This is a genomic window from Paraburkholderia phytofirmans, from assembly GCF_046028095.1.
In the GTDB taxonomy this organism is placed as follows: domain Bacteria; phylum Pseudomonadota; class Gammaproteobacteria; order Burkholderiales; family Burkholderiaceae; genus Paraburkholderia; species Paraburkholderia phytofirmans_A.
Genome location: NZ_JAQQDJ010000007.1, coordinates 90,600 through 107,427, shown reverse-complemented (window position 1 = coordinate 107,427; position 16,828 = coordinate 90,600). Strand labels below are relative to the sequence as shown.

Genomic DNA, 16,828 nt, shown 5'->3' with positions numbered 1-16,828 from the left:
TGGAGCACCACCGACATGACCGACCATCACCACCCACGCGAAACGCCGCGCAACCCGTACGCCGGTGCTTACCCCGGCAACCTGTTCATGGTCGTAGCACCCTCGGGCGCGGGCAAGTCGACGCTCGTGAACGCGCTGCTCGCCGGCGACGACGCTATCCGTCTGTCGATCTCGTACACGACGCGTCCGCCGCGTCCGAAGGAGCAGGACGGCGAGCACTATCACTTCACCACCGTCGACGATTTCATGAAGCGTCACGATGCCGGCGAGTTCCTGGAAAGCGCGGAAGTGCATGGCAACTACTACGGCACCTCGCGCGTGTGGATCGAAGACCAGATGAAGAACGGCCATGACGTGCTGCTCGAAATCGACTGGCAAGGCGCGCAGCAGGTGAAAAAGCAGTTTCACAACGCGGTCGAAATCTTCATCTTGCCGCCGTCGCTCGAAGCTCTGGAAGAGCGGCTGAGAAAGCGCGGGCAGGACGAGCCGAACGTGATCACGCGCCGTCTGCTGGCGGCCGGCAGCGAGATGGCGCACGCGGCGGAAGCGGAGTACGTGGTGATCAACGAGAAGTTCGAGCGCGCGCTCAGCGAACTGCAATGTCTGGTGGCCGCGACGCGTTCGCGCTTCGCCTCGCAATACGCACGCCACACGCAGCTTTTCGTGCAACTCGGCATTCACTTGCCACACGCGTGAGCGCGGCGGTCAGCCGAGCACATAAGGTAGAATAACGAACATACTGAGAAGGAACCCAACATGGCCCGCATTACCGTCGAAGACTGCCTCAAACAGATCCCGAACCGTTTCGAACTCGCGCTTGCCGCAACCTATCGCGCGCGTCAGCTCGCTCAAGGCCACACGCCGAAGATCGAAAGCCGCGACAAGCCCACCGTCGTCGCACTGCGCGAAATCGCAGCCGGCCAGGTCGGCGTCGAAATGCTGAAGAAGGTGCCGGTTTAACGCGCACTGTTCCGTTTTCGATTGACCTTTTGCCACACGCGTTTGCTTCACGCTTTTTGCTTCACCGTTTGACCACAAGTAATTGCATCAACGTGCAGACCGGCGTCCAACCCTAACCGCTACGGAGGCGACCATGAGTGCTACCCCGCCCACCGCCACGGAAGTGGAACACGACGCCGACTCGCCCTCGTCTGCACGGAAATACATCGACGCGGTCCTCGAACAGTCGTTTCGCCATCTGTTCGGGCCGACCGCCACGCCGGAGCAACCGCGCCGGCATGATGTCGTCTCCATCGCCAAACTGACGTCCGCCTTGTCCGGCTATCTGCAGCCGGAAGAGATCAAGGACATCAAGTCGGCCTTCCATTTCAGCGACGAAGCCCACCTCGGCCAGTATCGGCAGAGCGGCGAGCCGTACATCACGCATCCGGTTGCCGTCGCCGAAATCTGCGCCGGCTGGAATCTCGACGCCCAGGCGCTCATGGCGGCGTTGCTGCATGACGTGATGGAAGACCAGGGCGTGACCAAGGCCGAACTCGCCGAGCGTTTCGGCCCGAAGGTCGCCGAGCTGGTCGACGGTTTGTCGAAGTTGGACAAGATGGAGTTTCGTAATCGCGAAGAAGCGCAGGCGGAAAACTTCCGCAAGATGCTGCTCGCGATGGCGCGCGACGTCCGCGTGATTCTGGTCAAGCTCGCCGACCGGCTGCACAACATGCGCACGCTAGGCGCGGTGCCGCCCGAAAAGCGCCGCCGCGTGGCGCGCGAAACGTTGGACATCTACGCGCCGATCGCTCACCGGCTCGGCCTGAACAATACTTATCGCGAACTGCAGGACCTGAGCTTCGCGAACTTCAACCCACATCGGTACGCCACGCTCGAAAAAGCCGTCAAGGCGGCGCGCGGCAACCGGCGTGAAGTGGTCGGCAAGATTCTCGAATCGGTGCAGCGCGCCATTGCCGACGCGAAGCTCGACGCCGAAGTCACCGGCCGCGAGAAAACCATCTTCAGTATCTACAAGAAGATGCGCGACAAGCAGTTGTCGTTCTCGCAAGTGCTCGACGTGTACGGCTTTCGTGTCGTGGTCGAGAGCGCGCTGGAGTGCTACACCTGCATCGGCGCGCTGCATGCGCTGTACAAACCCGTGCCGGGCAAGTTCAAGGATTACATCGCGATCCCGAAGGTGAACGGCTATCAGTCGCTGCACACCACGCTGGTCGGCCCGTTCGGCGCGCCGATCGAGTTCCAGGTGCGCACGCGCAAGATGCACGAGATCGCCGAAGCGGGCGTGGCCGCGCATTGGCTGTACAAGAACGGCGGCGCGGACCTGAACGACGTGCAGAAGCGCGCGCACCAGTGGCTGAAATCGCTGCTCGACATTCAGAGCGAAGCGGGTGACTCGAGCGAATTCCTCGAACACGTCAAGATCGATCTGTTCCCGGACGCGGTCTACGTGTTTACGCCGAAGTCGAAGATCATGGCGCTGCCGCGCGGCGCCACGGCACTCGATTTCGCGTATTCGATCCACAGCGACCTGGGTAACCAGTGCGTCGCGGTGAAGATCAACAATGAACTGCTGCCGTTGCGCACCGAGCTGAAGAGCGGCGATATCGTCGAAGTCATCACGGCGCCTTATTCGAAGCCGAATCCGGCGTGGCTTGGGTTCGTGCGCACGGGCAAGGCGCGCTCGGCGATCCGCCATTACCTGAAGACGATGCGTCTGAACGAGTCCGTGCAGCTCGGCGAGCGTCTCGTCGACCAGGCGCTGAAGGGCTACGGGTTCGCGCTGTCCGACGTGACGCCGGAAGCCTGGGAAAAGCTCGTGCAGTGGACGGGCAACAAGAACCGTCAGGAAATTTTCGCGGATATCGGTTTGGGCCGGCGTGTCGCGGCGGTCATGGCCAAACGCATCGAAGTGTTGATGAGCGGCCGCGACGCCGACGACGACGGCTCGCGCTCCCACTCCGATATGCCGCATGCGCCTCCGGTGGTCATCACCGGGACCGAGGGCATGTCGGTGCAGCTCTCCGCGTGCTGCCGTCCGATTCCGGGCGACGACATCATGGGCTATATCGGTATCGGCCTCGGTATGGCGATCCACACCACGGATTGCCGCGTCGCGCAACGAATCCACCGTCGCGATCCGGGCCGCTGGATCGACGTCGCCTGGGCGCCGCAGCCGGGGCGTCTGTTCGACGTCGCCGTGAAGGTGCTGGTCAAGAATACCAAGGGCGTGTTTGCCCGCGTGGCGGCTGACATTACCTCGGCGGATGCCAACATCGTCCACATTGCAATGGACGAGGACCTGTCGCAGGAATCCACAGTGTTGCGCTTCGTGATCCAGGTCAGCGACCGCGTCCATCTGGCCAACGTCATGCGTCGGGTGCGCACGAACCCGGACGTCATGCGCATCGCGCGTGAACGGCCTAGCGAGGACGGCCATCACCGTCACGACGGCGGGATGCGCATCGATCGCGAGCGCGCGGATTACTGATTTTTCATTTGACGCCTTGAGATGGCCTCGGGGCGCTTCATTTCCCTCTTCAAATCTGAACGCACCGGCTGCGCGCGTAGTCTCATCTGAAACTCAGGGAGAATGTTCGTGAACGTATCCGACCTCACCGGCCTGGCACTCGATTATTGGGTCGCCCGCAGCCTGCACGACTTCGTGCGTGAAATCTACTTTACCGATAGCGGCGAAACCGTTGCGGTTCGCGGCAATGACCGCGGACGTCTCTGGGACGGCCGTTTTGAGCCTTCTACGTCATGGGAGGCGGCGTCGGCGGTGCTGGAGCGCGCCCAGCGGCTCGAAGTGCGTGAGCGGAGCCACCAAGGCGCGGCGCACTGCATCGCGGAATTCGAAGGTGGCCACCGAACCGTGGAAGGGCGGGGCGACTCGTTGCGGATCGCGTTGTTGCGGGCGTTCGTGGAGAGCCGTTATGGTGAAACCGTCGAAAATGTGCTGCATGAAGCACAAGCGCTGACCGGCGACCGGGCGCAGCCGATCGGTGAGCGGGAAATTGGCGGCGAACAGGCGGCAACAGCAGCGTCTTTCGGAGATGTGCCGAGCCCGGACGGGCAGATTGGGGATATTCAGTCGCCGCCGCGATAACGGGGCGTGTTTGTTGCCGCCAAGGCCTTCGGGTGGCGACAAAGGCCGTTGAAACTTAACTCGACGGACAAAAAACAAAGGGCCTTCCGATCGGAAGGCCCTCCATAGGTGGTGCGGCTGGCAGGATTCGAACCCACGACCCCTTGGTTCGTAGCCAAGTACTCTATCCAACTGAGCTACAGCCGCACGCTAAACGGGTGATGCTTACTGCACTGAAACTTGGGTAAAACGTAAGGGCCTTCCCGGAGGAAGGCCCTCGAATAAGTGGTGCGGCTGGCAGGATTCGAACCCACGACCCCTTGGTTCGTAGCCAAGTACTCTATCCAACTGAGCTACAGCCGCACGCAGAAACGAGATTATAGCAAAGGTTTTGAAAAAGGGAAGCATGTAACTGCGATTTGTCTCATAGTCGTGATCGTGTACCCTTGATAGGCAGTCGCTTGCTGCAGTTACCGGATCATCATGAACAAGGCCTTTGTCAAAGAGTCGAGCGAAGAGAATGACGACGACCTCGACGTCGCCCAGCCGGACGTTCCCGCTGGCACGAAAAACTACATCACGCCCGCCGGCTACCGGCGCATGCGCGATGAACTGCTGCATCTGATCGACGTAGATCGGCCGGAAGTGGTCAAACTGGTGTCGTGGGCGGCATCGAACGGCGATCGCTCCGAGAATGGCGATTACATCTATGGCAAGCGCCGGTTGCGCGAAATCGACCGGCGCATCCGTTTTCTGACCAAACGCCTGGACCTCGCTGAAGTGGTCGACAGCAGCAAGCAGGAGAATGTCGACCAGGTTTTCTTCGGTGCAACTGTCGAATATGCGACGGAGGACGGCGAGGCGCATACCGTGACGATTGTCGGCATTGATGAGGTCGATCTCGACATCGGCTACGTGAGCTGGATCTCGCCTATTGCGCGCGCGCTGCTCAAGGCGAAGGTCGGCGATACGGTCACCTTGCACACGCCTGCCGGCCCGCAGCCGATCGACATCCTCGATGTCAAATATCCGCCGCCAGATACGGGCGGTTGAGTCACCCGCTGACGGATGCTCCGTCTGCTTCGTGCCGTTCAACTCGGGCGCTGACGAGCATAAAAAAGGCGCCGTGAACGGCGCCTTCGAGACCACGGGTGTTACCCGCAGCTTTAGAAGCGGTGACGCAGGCCTGCGGTCACAGCGACTTGCTTGTTGTTGCCCGAAGCGGCCAGACCGTTGATGTCGGCATCCACGACAGCGTTTTCGTTGACTTGCTGATACTCGCCTTGCAGATACACGTCGGTACGCTTGGACAGCGCGTACGCGGTTTGCAGGTTGAACTGATTCCAGTGCGGACGTGTGCCAGCCAGGCTCGCGCGGGTGTACGTGTACGAACCGGCAACGCTGACCGCCGGCGTCAGCGCATAGCGAGCGTTCGCTTCGAAGTTCTGGAAGTGAGCGCTGTTGTTGCCGAAAGCGATGCCGCCCGTTTGACCCGACGCGCCAGCGCCGATACCGGCGAGGCTCGACAGGTTGGTTTGCGAGTACACGAGGCCGACCGTTGCCGGGCCGAACGCGTAGTTGGCACCCGCGCCCCACGTTTGCTGGCGGCCGGCGAAGAACGTGTTGTCGCTCGACACTGCGCCGCCCGAATTGAACGCCGCAGCCGCGCCGGTCGCGCCGTTGCTGTTCAATTGCAGGTAAGCGGCAGCGACGTTCAGGCCGCCCCAGTTGTACGACGCACCCGCGCTATAGGCGCGGTTGTTCGCGAAGCCGTCGGCCTGGTTCGAGAAGCCATACAACGCGCCGAACTTGAAGCCGCCGTAGTTGGCGCTCTGGTACTTGACCGAGTTGTTGACGCGGAACGAGTTGTTGAGGTTGTCGTTGTCGAACGGGTGCGCGAACTGCGTGCCGCCGTATTGGGTGCCGGTCAGCGCCAGCGGGCCGACATAGTCGACCATGCTGTCGTATTGACGGCCGAGGGTGACGGCGCCGAACTGGTCGCTGGTCAAACCCACGAACGCTTGACGGCCGAATTCGCGGCCGCCTTGCTTGAGCGTGCCGTCATTAATGCCGAAGCCGTTTTCCAACGTAAAGATGGCCTTGAGACCGCCGCCCAGATCTTCCGATCCGCGCAGGCCCCAGCGGCTGCCGTTCACCGAACCGCTGGTTTCCTGCCAGTTGCTATGGCCATGCTGGTTGTTCGTATAAGTAATGCCGGCGTCGATCAAACCGTACAGCGTGACGCTGCTTTGTGCATGCGCAGCGGTTGCGCAAACGCCCGTGAGGGCCGCGACCATAAGTGTCTTTTTCATCTTGTAACTCCGAGAGCGAGAGTGGGCATTGAACCCAGGCTTAAGGAGACCTTCACGCGGGCGCTGCGAGAGGCGTAATCCGAGTGAGATGCGCGCTGAACAAAATCGCGCTGGTTTCCGGTTAGGCAGAGTGTAGAGAGACACTTTGCGTAATGGACGTTCCGATTTCCGCAATAAAGTATTACGCGTTAAGAAACGATATGTGAAAGCCGTTGAAGCCTTATCGATAAAGGCTTCCAGCGATTTTTAAGAGATGGGGGCGAGGCGCGGATGCTATTGCGTTGCTGATTCGCGACACAAATCGATGCAAAAAAACAACGTAATAAAACGTAAAATTAGATTGTTGTTATTGCCGCAACAGATGATTGTTGTTTATGTGAATAATCGAAATGGAGCTGAACCGCTATAATGAAATTTCTGCTTTCCGAAGCAGACTTTTTCGTTGACGAAAAAGATCTCCAAACCTTTGTCGGCGCGACTTTTCCAGTCGCGCTTTTTTTTCGCCTGCGCTGCGCCGATTGACGACGCGCTCAGTGGGCGGGCGCCGCGCCGTCCACCTCGTTCCAGTCGTCCGCTACCGAGACGCTCCAGTCTTCCATCACGTAGCGACGCGCGTCCATGGGGGACGACAGCAGGTTTTGCCAATGATCGCCGTGCCACATGGGATCGATTTCGAAGATCGACGGCGTGTCCGCGACTGGTGCGGATTGTTCGGAAGCTGTGTTTGCATGCGAGTGGATCAGCCGGGTAAAGAGGCGGCGGATTTGATTGAACAGCATGGCAATCTCCCTAATGCGCGTTACTACCGCTGCTGAATTCAATCATCCTGCTATGCATGCGGTGCAGCAAGTCGGACAAACACTTACGGAAAACATCTTTCGTTACATTTTTCGGCAATATGCTGAAAATTTTCCCGCTATAACGCATCCCTACGGCTCCGCCGAGTAATATTGACTTGGTCTGATTATTTGGATGGGCATATTTATATGCATTCCAGATTTTGAAGCCGATAAGCGCGGGCTTATCGTGCAGCGTGATAAACGCATATCGAAAATTCGCTTGACGGCCATTCTTCGTTCCCCGTATAACGGCAATGCTGAATTTCAGCCCGCCAGATTGGATTGCATGGCGCGAATCTGATATTCGGTTTCAGGGCAATGCCCGATTTTATTAAATCATCGAAGGAAACTGGAAATGGAAACCGGTATCGTCAAATGGTTCAACGATGCTAAGGGCTTTGGCTTCATCACGTCGGATTCAGGCGGCGAAGATCTGTTTGCGCACTTTTCGGAGATTCGCGCGGAAGGCTTTAAGTCGCTGAAGGAAAATCAGCGCGTTTCGTTCGACGTCAAGGCCGGCCCGAAGGGCAAGCAGGCGGCGAACATTCAGCCGCTGTAAGCCAGTCAACGCGGCTCGGCGTAGGGGCGAGCGGCAGAGCGCACGAAAGCCTTCGCTAAAGCGAGGGCTTTTTTATACCTGATTGTCACTTCGCCGAAGCAACTGGTTTTAACTATCCGGTTTGGAATGGTTTGAACGGCCTGCCAAAATCTCCCAAATAGCTTCACTGTCATTCCTCTGTATCCGTCGTGAAAACGTAATGAGTTCGGGTTTTCCGAGCGGCGTGTCGCTTACGCTGGAGATAGGATCATTTGCGTCCCAAGTCACTTGATGTAACGCGTAACGCGACGCCATCCGGGTACTCGGCCGCCAACTGGTGCATACTTGCCGCAAAGCCACGCGTCCAAAGTCTCCTTTTCCATGTCTGAACAGTTTTTGCCGGAACCGGCCCTGGATGGGCCGATCGTCTTCGTCGACCTTGAAACCACTGGCGGCTCGACCGCCGAGCATCGCATCACCGAGGTGGGTGTGGTCGAAATCGGCCCTGCCGGCGTGTCGCGCTGGAGCAGTCTGGTCGATCCTCAGCAGCCGATTCCCTCATTCATCCAGCAACTCACCGGCATCACGAATGCGATGGTGCGGGGCGCGCCGACCTTCGACGCGATCGCGCGGGAGCTCTTCGAGCGTCTGAACGGCAAACTGTTCGTCGCGCATAACGCCAGCTTCGATCGCGGATTTCTACGCGGCGAGTTTCGCCGGGTGGGACTGGCGTTCGATCCGGACGTGCTGTGCACCGTGCGCCTTTCGCGCGCGCTGTTCCCGGCGGAAAAGCGTCACGGTCTCGACGCTTTGGTCGAGCGTCATGCGCTCGTGCCGTCCGATCGCCACCGCGCGCTCGCCGACGCCGATCTCATCTGGCAGTTCTGGCAACGTCTGCACGGCCTCGTGCCGCTCGACGTATTGCGTACGCAGATCGAGCGCACCACGCGGCGCTACCGGCTGGCGGGCGACATCACCGAAGATCTGCTCGACACCGCGCCGGCCGGTTGCGGCGTCTACGCGTTCTATGGGGAAGAGGATTTGCCGCTGTATGTCGGGCGAAGCGTGCGCGTACGCCAGCGGCTGCGCTCACATTTGACCGGCGAGCGGCGCTCATCCAAAGATATCCGGCTTGCGCAGCAGGTGCGGCGTGTCGAGTGGCGCGCGACCGGCGGGGAATTGGGCGCCATGCTCGCGGAGGCGCAATGGATCGCGACGCTGCGCCCCGGCCATAACCGGGTGCCGCGTGTCGCGAAGAGCGATCCTGCTGACGCGCCCTGGCCGTTCGACGGGCCGATCGTATTCGAGGAGCGTGAGGAGGCGTCGCAGGCGCGCGCGTTTCATGTCGTCGACCGTTGGTGTTACGTGGGGCACGCGGCATCGCTCGCGCTGGCGGCGGAGTTGCATGCATCGAGCGCGGCGGGACCGTTCGAGTTGTCGACCTATCGCATCTTGCAGAGCCATCTCGCCCGCGGTTTGCGTGTGATGCCGTTGAGCGTGTCGAGTGGAGCGGCGGTGGCGAGTCTTGCCTGAAGGCGTTCGCCAGTTCGGTTTTTAGGGCCTTCGTTCTTAACCGATAGCCCGCTGTTCAAAGCCGCTTCAAGCGCGCGCCGCCGCCGCGTACGCGGCCGTTAGCCAGCCCTAACTGCGCGCTTCACCCCACCCGAACTAACCCGTCGCGCCCACGCCGCCCGTTTCACACACGTGTCCGAGGGCGCGTGTCAACGCGCTCGAATGAGCCGAGTCGTAGCGCGTCAGCGACTTCCAGTTAGCCAGCAATTGCGCGACGCGCGACGGACAATCCGGTGCCACGCGCAACGGCTGAATGCGCGCAAGACCGGCCACGAGCGATTGCGTCAACCGGTCCAGCTGCGGTCTCGTACTGGTCGCCAGATCGGGCGCGGGTCCTTGTGGAGGCTGGCTGCCGCGCCACGTGGCGAACAGCGCGTTTTGCACGTCCTTGCTGGCGTCGATCTGATCCTGAAAGAAAGCACGGGCAAACGCCGGGTCGACGTTCGCCGCGGTAGCGCGCTTCTCGACATCGGCAAGGAGGGCGTTTTCGCGCGGCGTGTCGGTGATGTCCTGGTGATTGGCCCATTTCCAGCGCGCCACGGGTTCCGCCAGCGCGAGGCGCTGCGAGGCAAGCGCGATCAGATTGGTGAGCGCGGTGTCGTCACCATCCGCGATGGCGGGAGCTGGCGCGAATGCAAGAGCAGCCAGCAGCGCGAGCATGCATGACGCGCCGAAGCGGTAAGAACGATTCATGGAAAATGGCAGTGGCCGAGCGGCCGCGGAAGAAAAACCAGAAGAATAGACGATGCGCCGCGCGTGCGTCTGTCTTCCGACGGGAAACCGTCGGACGTTAACCCGAACAGGCGAGCAAAAACGGACGCCGGGCCGCACGGCCCAGCGTCATCCGAATCAGACGGACTGACCCCGCGTCACGAATCGAGCAGAAAACGAGCGGTTAAACGTATACAAGCAACCGCCGCGCGCCAGACGCGCGGACGTCGATGCTGCATTGCGCCACGGCACAGTTACTTCGAATCGCACGACTTGCGTTGTTCGTCGAAAAAGGCGCGAACGTGCTCCGGCAGTTCAGCACCCAGAAACTCGACGCCAGCGGGTTCCGGATCCGGGCAAAAGACTTTATCCGGGGTCGGAACTTTCGGTGGTTTGGCATCCATGATCTCTCTCCTTTACAAACCGATTATCTGCCTCGGTCCCCGTTTTGCACCAGCGTGCAGATGCGGGTCACATGTTGTTTGTTGCTTTAACGGCACAGGTCAACAATGGAGCCGAATGTTTGAATAGAATTTATCGGCTGACTGCTAATAGACTTATTTCGCTGTCACCGCTCCCGGCCAATCCAATACTCCGCGCCACTTCCCTCCTGGCCTTATCCTGCGGGCGTTCAGCATGTAGCCCTCGATTTTGCGCACTCCACACTCATATTGGCCGATATCAACCAATTGCCCCGAGTTTTTTGTGCGCTGCCGCATCGACAGGATTTTCTACTTAAGAGGCCGAACGTTCGTTAATTGCCGTCGGTTCAGGACGCGCCATTCGGCCCTCTAATCTTTTGTAAACGAACGATTCTCACGTTTCGTTGACGACTAAAAACACTTTTTAAGATTTTTTGCCTGAATAAGAAAACCCAACGTTCGGCAGCGAACGCTGGGCTTTCGTCAGACGCTATTTTTACGCCGTCGGTGCAGGGATTTTCACTGACGCGGATTAGGCGGCCGGTTTGTCAGTCACTTCGACCTGTCCGTGAATCCGCGCCTGGTGATCGTCCGCAAACATGTAGTAGGGGAACGGGCGGGCCGGTTCGGACACGGCGTCGAGCCGCGCGATCAGTTCCGGCGCGAGCGTGAAGTCGAGCGAGCCGAGCGACCAACGACCTGCGCACGATGGTGCAAGCGGCGGAACAGGGCGTGGGTCTGCTGCATGTCATCGAGCACTACATACGCGAGCAACTTGCCAATGGCCGCCTCCTGCGCGTACTCGACGCATGGTGTCCGAGCTTTCCGGGTTTCTATCTCTACACGGCAAGTCGAGCGCAAATGCCGCTCAGACTGCGCGCGCTTATCGACTTCCTGAAAGAGAAGCGCGGCGCTCGCTAGCGCACACGCTTCCTCCTTTCACGCTACAAGGTATTGCCGCAGATACTCGGCGGTGCGGCTTTCCTTCACGCGCACGATCTCGGCCGGCGTGCCGCTCGCCACGATCTTGCCGCCGGCGTCGCCGGCGCCCGGACCGACGTCGACGACCCAGTCGCTTTGCGCGGCCACCCGCATGTCGTGTTCGACCACGACGACGGTATTGCCGGCATCCACGAGTCCCTCGAGTTGCACCATCAGCCGGTCGACGTCGGCGGGATGCAGGCCGGTGGTCGGTTCATCGAGGATATACAGCGTGTCGCCGCGTTGTGCGCGTTGCAGTTCCGTGGCGAGCTTGATGCGCTGAGCTTCGCCGCCGGACAATTCGGTGGCCGGCTGACCGAGCCGCAGATAGCCGAGACCGATGTCGCGCAGCACTTTCAGCGCGCGCATCACGCTGGTTTCGTCGGCGAAGAAATCGCAGGCGGCGTCGACGGTCAGGCCGAGCACCTCGGCGATGTTTTTATCGCGCCATGTGACTTCCAGCGTCTGCGTGTTGTAGCGCGTGCCGTGACAGGTCGAGCAGGGCGCATAGACGCTCGGCAGGAACAGTAGTTCGACGCTGACGAAGCCTTCGCCTTCGCACGTCGGGCAACGGCCTTGCGCCACGTTGAACGAGAAGCGGCCCGTGCTGTAGCGGCGCTTGCGGGCGAGCGGCGTGTCGGCGAACAGCTTGCGCACGTGGTCGAACAGGCCCGTGTAGGTGGCGAGGTTGGAGCGCGGCGTGCGCCCGATCGGTTTCTGATCGACGCGCACGAGGCGCCGCAGCGCGTCCATGCCTTCGGCGATGCGGCCGCCGGTCGGCGCGCTCGCGGTGGCGAGCAACGGGTCTTGTTCGTCGTCGTCCGGGTTTTCGAAGACGCGTCCGAGGTGGCTGGCGACCAGTTCCGGCAGCGCCTGGCTCACGAGGCTCGACTTGCCCGAGCCCGACACGCCCGTGACGGCAGTCAGGCAGCCGAGCGGAAACGCGGCGTCCAGTCCATGCAGATTGTTGCGCGTGATGCCGGCGAGCCGCAGCCAGCCGGCCGTTTCGCGCGTCGCGCGTGCGACGGGCGCAGGTGGCGCGAACAGATGCCGGCGTGTGTGCGACGCTTCGACCTTCGCGAGCCCGGCGGGCGGCCCGCTATAAACCACATGGCCGCCTGCTTCGCCGGCTGCGGGACCGACGTCGACGAGCCAGTCGGCACGCCGCATCATCTCCAGATCGTGTTCGACGACGAACAGCGAATTGCCGGCAGCTTTCAGGCTCTGCAACGCGCTGAAGAGCGCTTCGCCATCCGCGGGATGCAGGCCGGCCGATGGCTCGTCGAGCACATACACGACGCCGAACAACTGCGACGACAACTGCGTGGCGAGTCGCAAGCGCTGCAATTCGCCGGATGACAGCGTGGGCGTGCTGCGCTCGAGCGCGAGATAGCCCAGACCCAGATCGACCAGAGTCGTCAGGCGTTCGAGCAACTCGGCGGCAATGCGTTGCGCGGCGACGCGTTTTTCCTCGGACAGGTTGGGTGTGCGCCGCACGTCGGGCGCGGCTTTGTGCGCGGAACCGCCTGCGGCGACCCGTTTATCGACGGCATCGCGCATGGCGTTCTTGCTCAGCACGCTGCCTTTGCCGGCGGCTTTGCCCGAGTGCGCGACATCCGGCTCGGGCCATTCGCCACGTGCGATCGGTTCGAGCATCTCGGCAAGTCTGGCTAGCGGCAACTGGGCAAACTCGCCGATATCGAGCCCGGCGAACTTCACCGACAGCGCTTCCTTCTTGAGCCGCTTGCCGTGACAGGTCGGACACATGCTGCCGATCATGTATTGCGATACGCGTTTTTTCATCAACGCGCTTTGGGTGTTCGCGAACGTGTGCAGGACATAGCGGCGCGCACCGGTGAATGTCCCTTGATAGCTTGGTTCGTCCTTGCGCTTGAGCGCGGCGCGGGTTTCTTTCGGTGTGAGGCCGGCGTAGACGGGCGCGGTCGGCTGTTCGTCGGTGAAGAGAATCCAGTCGCGGTCTTTCTTCGGCAAATCGCGCCACGGTTTATCGACGTCGTAGCCGAGCGTCACCAGAATGTCGCGCAGATTTTGTCCGTGCCACGCGGGCGGCCATGCGGCGATTGCGCGCTCGCGAATGGTCAGCGAGTCGTCCGGCACCATGGATTTTTCCGTGACCTCGTACACGCGGCCGAGTCCATGGCAAGTCGGACAGGCGCCTTGCACCGTGTTCGGCGAGAAATCCTCGGCGAACAGCATGGGTTGCTTCGGCGGATAGTCGCCGGTGCGCGAATAGAGCATGCGCACGAGACTCGACAGCGTGGTCACGCTGCCAACTGACGAGCGCGCGCTCGGCGTGCCGCGCTGCTGCTGCAACGCGACCGCGGGCGGCAGGCCTTCGATGGCGTCCACTTCGGGCACGCCGACCTGCTCGATCAGGCGTCGGGCATACGGCGCGACCGATTCGAAATAGCGCCGCTGCGCTTCGGCGTACAACGTGCCGAAAGCCAGCGACGATTTGCCCGATCCCGACACGCCGGTGAAGACGACCAGCGCATCACGCGGAATCTGCACGTCGATGTTTTTCAGATTGTGTTCGCGAGCGCCGCGCACGCGCACGAAGCCGGTGAAGGCGGGGTCGTCGGATGGCGGCGGCGTAGAGCGAGCTTGGTTGGGGGGGGCGTCCATATCGATGGGTGGCGAATAAGCATGGCCCGGCGCATCGGGCGACGCTAATGAAGGTGCACGGAGCATGCCCGACGATGAAGTGCCGATGATGCCAGTGAAAGCGGGGCGCACGCAGCCCCGTCAACCCCGGAATCACCGCCTATCATTGAAGCGACTATCCGCGCGCAGAGTGCGGTGCCTAACGGACGCGCCACTGCCGGCGCGGAAGATGGCAGTCTTCGCGCCCCTCAGAGAGTTCGCCATGGAAAACGCTGTGTACTGGAAAGGTCGTCAGGTCGGAATCGAGTGTGCCGGCCGGATTTTGTGGTTTTCTTCGGCGCCGCAAGAAGCGGTCGCGGCCTATAGCGCTCACCAGCCAGAGCCGGCCCGCGCGGAAAACTCCGTTGTGGCACGTAACCTCGGCGTGACAGCGCAATTCGATCGGCCTGGTTTTGTGGGTTAGCATTAGGGCGGTTGCTTGCGCCGTCGCTTTTTTGCGCGGACCCGGCCAGAAAGGCATGCGCAGAAAAGCAAAAAGCCCAGTCACGAGGACTGGGCTTTTTGCTTGAATCTTGATGGTGCCGGAAAGAGGAATCGAACCCCCGACCTTCGCATTACGAATGCGCTGCTCTACCGTCTGAGCTATTCCGGCATCAGGAGAAACGAGATTATAGGGACTTCTTTATCGGCTTGGCAAGCCCCTGAACTCACTTTTTTGTTTCGAGATGGTAGCGCGTAACCCGGTCCACCTCGTTCTTCGAGCCGAGGAACACTGCGACGCGTTCATGCAGGCTTTTCGGCTGGATGTCCAGAATGCGCTTCTCGCCGTTGGTCGCGGCGCCGCCCGCCTGCTCGACGATAAAGGCCATCGGATTCGCTTCGTACATCAGGCGCAGCTTGCCCGGCTTGTCCGGCGTGCGCTTGTCGGCCGGGTACATGAAAATGCCGCCCCGATTCAGGATACGGTGCACGTCCGCCACCATCGACGCAATCCAGCGCATGTTGAAGTCGCTTTGACGCGAGCCGTCTTTGCCAGCCTTCAATTCGCCGATGTACTGCTCGACCGGCGGATACCAGTGACGCTCGTTCGAAGCATTGATCGCATATTCACGCGTTTCGACCGGAATGCGCATATCGCTTTGCGTGAGCACCCACGAGCCGAGTTCACGGTCGAGCGTGAAGCAGTTCACGCCGTTGCCGGTGGTCAGCACCAGCACGGTTTGCGGACCGTAGACCGCATAGCCCGCGGCGACCTGCTGCGTGCCCGGCTGCAGGAACGACTGTTCGGTGGGTTGTTGACCGTCCGGACAGCGCAGCACGGAGAAGATCGTGCCGATCGACACATTGACGTCGATGTTCGACGAGCCGTCCAGCGGATCGAACACGAGCAGATATTCGCCCTTCGGATAGTTCGCCGGGATCGGGAAGAACTGTTCCATTTCCTCAGACGCCATGCCGGCGAGATTGCCGCCCCATTCGTTAGCTTCGAGCAGGATTTCGTTCGACAGAATGTCGAGCTTTTTCTGCACTTCGCCTTGAACGTTCTCGCTGCCCGCTGTGCCGAGCGCGTCGCCCAGCGCGCCCTTGCTGACGTGGTAGCTGATTGCCTTGCACGCCCGCGCGACGACTTCGATCAAAAGGCGCAGATCGGCCGGCAGATTGTTGGTTTCGCGCTGCTGCTCGATCAGGTACTTCGTGAGTGTGGTACGACGTTGCAAAGCCATGCTGTACTCCGGGAAGGCTTGAGGAATATTCTGATTTTAACCGTTCGTTGTGTCGCTTCCGCGCTTTTGCGTGGGAACCGTGCACAGCGATCGCGCCGGACATGCCGGTGCGTGGCGAAATTCAGGCTTTGCGGCGCGCCCTGCCGGTTGTGAGCTTGCCGCTCACGCTCGCTGCGAGCGCGGCGGCGCGGGCGTGTTCCGCCGAAACCTTCGGCATTTTCGGGCGTTCAGCCTTCGGCAAGGGTTCGATTTCCCGCTCGATCTGCTCGCCGGCCGCAGCGGTCGCGACGCGCAGGTCGTAGGCGATTTGCAGATTGAGCCAGAACTGCGCGCTCGCGCCAAAGTAGCGCTCCAGCCGCAGCGCCGTGTCGGCCGAGATGGCGCGCTTGCCACGCACCACGTCGTTGATGCGCGGCGCCGGTACGCGCAGCGCAAGCGCGAGCGCGTTGACGGACATGCCGAGCGGTTCGAGGAACTCGCTGCGCAGAATTTCGCCCGGATGGCCTTCCGGGATGCTGTCGCCGGTGTCGATGTCCGAGAAATTGATGCTGCCCAGATCGGAGCGTTTGATGACCATGCCGGTCTCCCAATAATCAGTGATAGTCGACAATTTCGACATTCAGCGCCTCCCCTTCGACGAAATGAAAGCAGATGCGCCATTGCGCATAGATCCGGATACTCCATTGCCCGCTGCGCTGACCCTGCAATGCTTCCAGCCGGTTGCCAGGCGGCGCATGCAAGTCGCGGATGGATTCCGCGGCGTCGATCATGAACAGCTTGCGGCGCGCGAGCTGTTGCATGTGAAGCGGCGGTGAATAAACGAACTTGCCCTGAAAGATTCTCGCCGTAGCTTTGTCGCCGAATGTCGTGATCATGGATGATATAACGTGATGCGTTAAACGTAAACCGTTAAATGAATGCGTTTACTTTCATCCCTTCAGCGCAAGTCGAACAGTCGTCCGGATGGCTAACGTTTTTGCCGCGCGGCCGCGTGGTGCCTGCAAAAAATCCAGGGCGAAAAAAAGCCGGCAACGCGTGCCGGCTTTCCGATACGAC

At 60.9% G+C, this 16,828-nt stretch carries 17 protein-coding genes and 3 tRNA genes; 9 read left to right on the top strand and 11 right to left on the bottom strand.

Annotation, left to right across the window (positions count from 1 at the left end; all coding sequences use genetic code 11):
- The first annotated feature begins 15 nt into the window (after positions 1 to 15).
- The 4 genes from gmk to PQR54_RS20530 all read left to right on the top strand — a co-directional run bounded on the left by gmk (position 16) and on the right by PQR54_RS20530 (position 4,069).
- Complete coding sequence (gmk, locus tag PQR54_RS20545) at positions 16 to 696, top strand: guanylate kinase (protein WP_134458061.1); 681 nt, start codon at positions 16 to 18, stop codon at positions 694 to 696.
- A 60-nt stretch (positions 697 to 756) separates the two neighbouring features.
- Positions 757 to 960 carry a DNA-directed RNA polymerase subunit omega gene (gene rpoZ / locus PQR54_RS20540; RefSeq protein WP_006025620.1) on the top strand — a complete coding sequence of 68 codons (204 nt, stop codon included), beginning with the start codon at positions 757 to 759 and terminating at the stop codon, positions 958 to 960.
- Positions 961 to 1,093: 133 nt separating this feature from the next.
- Positions 1,094 to 3,451 carry a RelA/SpoT family protein gene (locus PQR54_RS20535; protein ID WP_408248845.1) on the top strand — a complete coding sequence of 786 codons (2,358 nt, stop codon included), beginning with the start codon at positions 1,094 to 1,096 and terminating at the stop codon, positions 3,449 to 3,451.
- A gap of 108 nt (positions 3,452 to 3,559) precedes the next feature.
- The gene (locus PQR54_RS20530; RefSeq protein ID WP_408248843.1) at positions 3,560 to 4,069 is read left to right on the top strand and encodes a phage protein NinX family protein; all 510 of its coding nucleotides are present in this window, start codon (positions 3,560 to 3,562) and stop codon (positions 4,067 to 4,069) included.
- Between the two features lie 109 nt (positions 4,070 to 4,178).
- On the opposite strand, the gene PQR54_RS20525 is transcribed toward PQR54_RS20530, so the two are convergent.
- Positions 4,179 to 4,255 (bottom strand) — tRNA-Arg (locus PQR54_RS20525).
- 79 nt (positions 4,256 to 4,334) lie between these two features.
- Positions 4,335 to 4,411 (bottom strand) — tRNA-Arg (locus PQR54_RS20520).
- Between the two features lie 120 nt (positions 4,412 to 4,531).
- Between PQR54_RS20520 and greB the strand changes: the two genes are divergently transcribed.
- Complete coding sequence (gene greB, locus PQR54_RS20515; RefSeq protein ID WP_408248841.1) at positions 4,532 to 5,101, top strand: transcription elongation factor GreB; 570 nt, start codon at positions 4,532 to 4,534, stop codon at positions 5,099 to 5,101.
- A gap of 113 nt (positions 5,102 to 5,214) precedes the next feature.
- Here the strand turns inward: greB and PQR54_RS20510 are convergent, their stop codons facing one another.
- Together PQR54_RS20510 and PQR54_RS20505 are read right to left on the bottom strand one after the other, a co-directional pair.
- A complete protein-coding gene (locus PQR54_RS20510; protein WP_408248839.1) occupies positions 5,215 to 6,360 on the bottom strand; it encodes a porin in 1,146 nt (381 codons plus the stop codon).
- Between the two features lie 530 nt (positions 6,361 to 6,890).
- A complete protein-coding gene (locus PQR54_RS20505; RefSeq protein WP_408248837.1) occupies positions 6,891 to 7,139 on the bottom strand; it encodes a hypothetical protein in 249 nt (82 codons plus the stop codon).
- Positions 7,140 to 7,554: 415 nt separating this feature from the next.
- Between PQR54_RS20505 and PQR54_RS20500 the strand changes: the two genes are divergently transcribed.
- Together PQR54_RS20500 and PQR54_RS20495 are read left to right on the top strand one after the other, a co-directional pair.
- Positions 7,555 to 7,758 carry a cold-shock protein gene (locus tag PQR54_RS20500; protein ID WP_064268598.1) on the top strand — a complete coding sequence of 68 codons (204 nt, stop codon included), beginning with the start codon at positions 7,555 to 7,557 and terminating at the stop codon, positions 7,756 to 7,758.
- Positions 7,759 to 8,118: 360 nt separating this feature from the next.
- Positions 8,119 to 9,270, top strand: coding sequence for an exonuclease domain-containing protein (locus tag PQR54_RS20495; protein WP_408248835.1), 1,152 nt, complete (start codon positions 8,119 to 8,121; stop codon positions 9,268 to 9,270).
- 135 nt (positions 9,271 to 9,405) lie between these two features.
- Here the strand turns inward: PQR54_RS20495 and PQR54_RS20490 are convergent, their stop codons facing one another.
- The gene (locus PQR54_RS20490) at positions 9,406 to 10,002 is read right to left on the bottom strand and encodes a chorismate mutase (RefSeq protein ID WP_408248833.1); all 597 of its coding nucleotides are present in this window, start codon (positions 10,000 to 10,002) and stop codon (positions 9,406 to 9,408) included.
- Positions 10,003 to 10,274: 272 nt separating this feature from the next.
- Positions 10,275 to 10,424 (bottom strand): hypothetical protein, encoded by a 150-nt coding sequence (locus PQR54_RS20485; protein WP_007180815.1) that lies wholly within the window; start codon positions 10,422 to 10,424, stop codon positions 10,275 to 10,277.
- 726 nt (positions 10,425 to 11,150) lie between these two features.
- Between PQR54_RS20485 and PQR54_RS20480 the strand changes: the two genes are divergently transcribed.
- Positions 11,151 to 11,363, top strand: coding sequence for a LysR substrate-binding domain-containing protein (locus PQR54_RS20480; RefSeq protein WP_408248831.1), 213 nt, complete (start codon positions 11,151 to 11,153; stop codon positions 11,361 to 11,363).
- Between the two features lie 18 nt (positions 11,364 to 11,381).
- Here PQR54_RS20480 and PQR54_RS20475 read toward each other — a convergent pair whose 3' ends face one another.
- Positions 11,382 to 14,069, bottom strand: a complete 2,688-nt coding sequence (locus tag PQR54_RS20475; RefSeq protein WP_408248829.1) for an excinuclease ABC subunit UvrA — start codon at positions 14,067 to 14,069, stop codon at positions 11,382 to 11,384.
- A 241-nt stretch (positions 14,070 to 14,310) separates the two neighbouring features.
- Between PQR54_RS20475 and PQR54_RS20470 the strand changes: the two genes are divergently transcribed.
- Positions 14,311 to 14,511: a hypothetical protein gene (locus PQR54_RS20470; protein ID WP_408249259.1), complete on the top strand. Its 201-nt coding sequence runs from the start codon at positions 14,311 to 14,313 to the stop codon at positions 14,509 to 14,511.
- A 113-nt stretch (positions 14,512 to 14,624) separates the two neighbouring features.
- On the opposite strand, the gene PQR54_RS20465 is transcribed toward PQR54_RS20470, so the two are convergent.
- From PQR54_RS20465 to PQR54_RS20450, 4 genes are all read right to left on the bottom strand, one after another.
- A tRNA-Thr gene (locus PQR54_RS20465) sits at positions 14,625 to 14,700 on the bottom strand.
- Between the two features lie 55 nt (positions 14,701 to 14,755).
- A complete protein-coding gene (locus PQR54_RS20460; protein WP_106283319.1) occupies positions 14,756 to 15,772 on the bottom strand; it encodes a class 1 fructose-bisphosphatase in 1,017 nt (338 codons plus the stop codon).
- A 121-nt stretch (positions 15,773 to 15,893) separates the two neighbouring features.
- Positions 15,894 to 16,349 (bottom strand): HigA family addiction module antitoxin, encoded by a 456-nt coding sequence (locus tag PQR54_RS20455; RefSeq protein WP_408248827.1) that lies wholly within the window; start codon positions 16,347 to 16,349, stop codon positions 15,894 to 15,896.
- Between the two features lie 16 nt (positions 16,350 to 16,365).
- Complete coding sequence (locus PQR54_RS20450) at positions 16,366 to 16,647, bottom strand: type II toxin-antitoxin system RelE/ParE family toxin (protein WP_408248826.1); 282 nt, start codon at positions 16,645 to 16,647, stop codon at positions 16,366 to 16,368.
- Positions 16,648 to 16,828: the final 181 nt, after the last annotated feature.

Bases quoted from the DNA above. Each gene is read 5' to 3' on its own strand.
- greB (WP_408248841.1), top strand. From the start codon at position 4,532: ATGAACAAGGCCTTTGTCAAAGAGTCGAGCGAAGAGAATGACGACGAC.
- PQR54_RS20460 (WP_106283319.1), bottom strand. From the start codon at position 15,772: ATGGCTTTGCAACGTCGTACCACACTCACGAAGTACCTGATCGAGCAG.
- PQR54_RS20505 (WP_408248837.1), bottom strand. From the start codon at position 7,139: ATGCTGTTCAATCAAATCCGCCGCCTCTTTACCCGGCTGATCCACTCG.
- PQR54_RS20470 (WP_408249259.1), top strand. From the start codon at position 14,311: ATGGAAAACGCTGTGTACTGGAAAGGTCGTCAGGTCGGAATCGAGTGT.
- PQR54_RS20485 (WP_007180815.1), bottom strand. From the start codon at position 10,424: ATGGATGCCAAACCACCGAAAGTTCCGACCCCGGATAAAGTCTTTTGC.
- gmk (WP_134458061.1), top strand. From the start codon at position 16: ATGACCGACCATCACCACCCACGCGAAACGCCGCGCAACCCGTACGCC.
- PQR54_RS20450 (WP_408248826.1), bottom strand. From the start codon at position 16,647: ATGATCACGACATTCGGCGACAAAGCTACGGCGAGAATCTTTCAGGGC.
- PQR54_RS20495 (WP_408248835.1), top strand. From the start codon at position 8,119: ATGTCTGAACAGTTTTTGCCGGAACCGGCCCTGGATGGGCCGATCGTC.
- rpoZ (WP_006025620.1), top strand. From the start codon at position 757: ATGGCCCGCATTACCGTCGAAGACTGCCTCAAACAGATCCCGAACCGT.
- PQR54_RS20490 (WP_408248833.1), bottom strand. From the start codon at position 10,002: ATGAATCGTTCTTACCGCTTCGGCGCGTCATGCATGCTCGCGCTGCTG.
- PQR54_RS20535 (WP_408248845.1), top strand. From the start codon at position 1,094: ATGAGTGCTACCCCGCCCACCGCCACGGAAGTGGAACACGACGCCGAC.
- PQR54_RS20475 (WP_408248829.1), bottom strand. From the start codon at position 14,069: ATGGACGCCCCCCCCAACCAAGCTCGCTCTACGCCGCCGCCATCCGAC.
- PQR54_RS20500 (WP_064268598.1), top strand. From the start codon at position 7,555: ATGGAAACCGGTATCGTCAAATGGTTCAACGATGCTAAGGGCTTTGGC.
- PQR54_RS20455 (WP_408248827.1), bottom strand. From the start codon at position 16,349: ATGGTCATCAAACGCTCCGATCTGGGCAGCATCAATTTCTCGGACATC.
- PQR54_RS20510 (WP_408248839.1), bottom strand. From the start codon at position 6,360: ATGAAAAAGACACTTATGGTCGCGGCCCTCACGGGCGTTTGCGCAACC.
- PQR54_RS20480 (WP_408248831.1), top strand. From the start codon at position 11,151: ATGGTGCAAGCGGCGGAACAGGGCGTGGGTCTGCTGCATGTCATCGAG.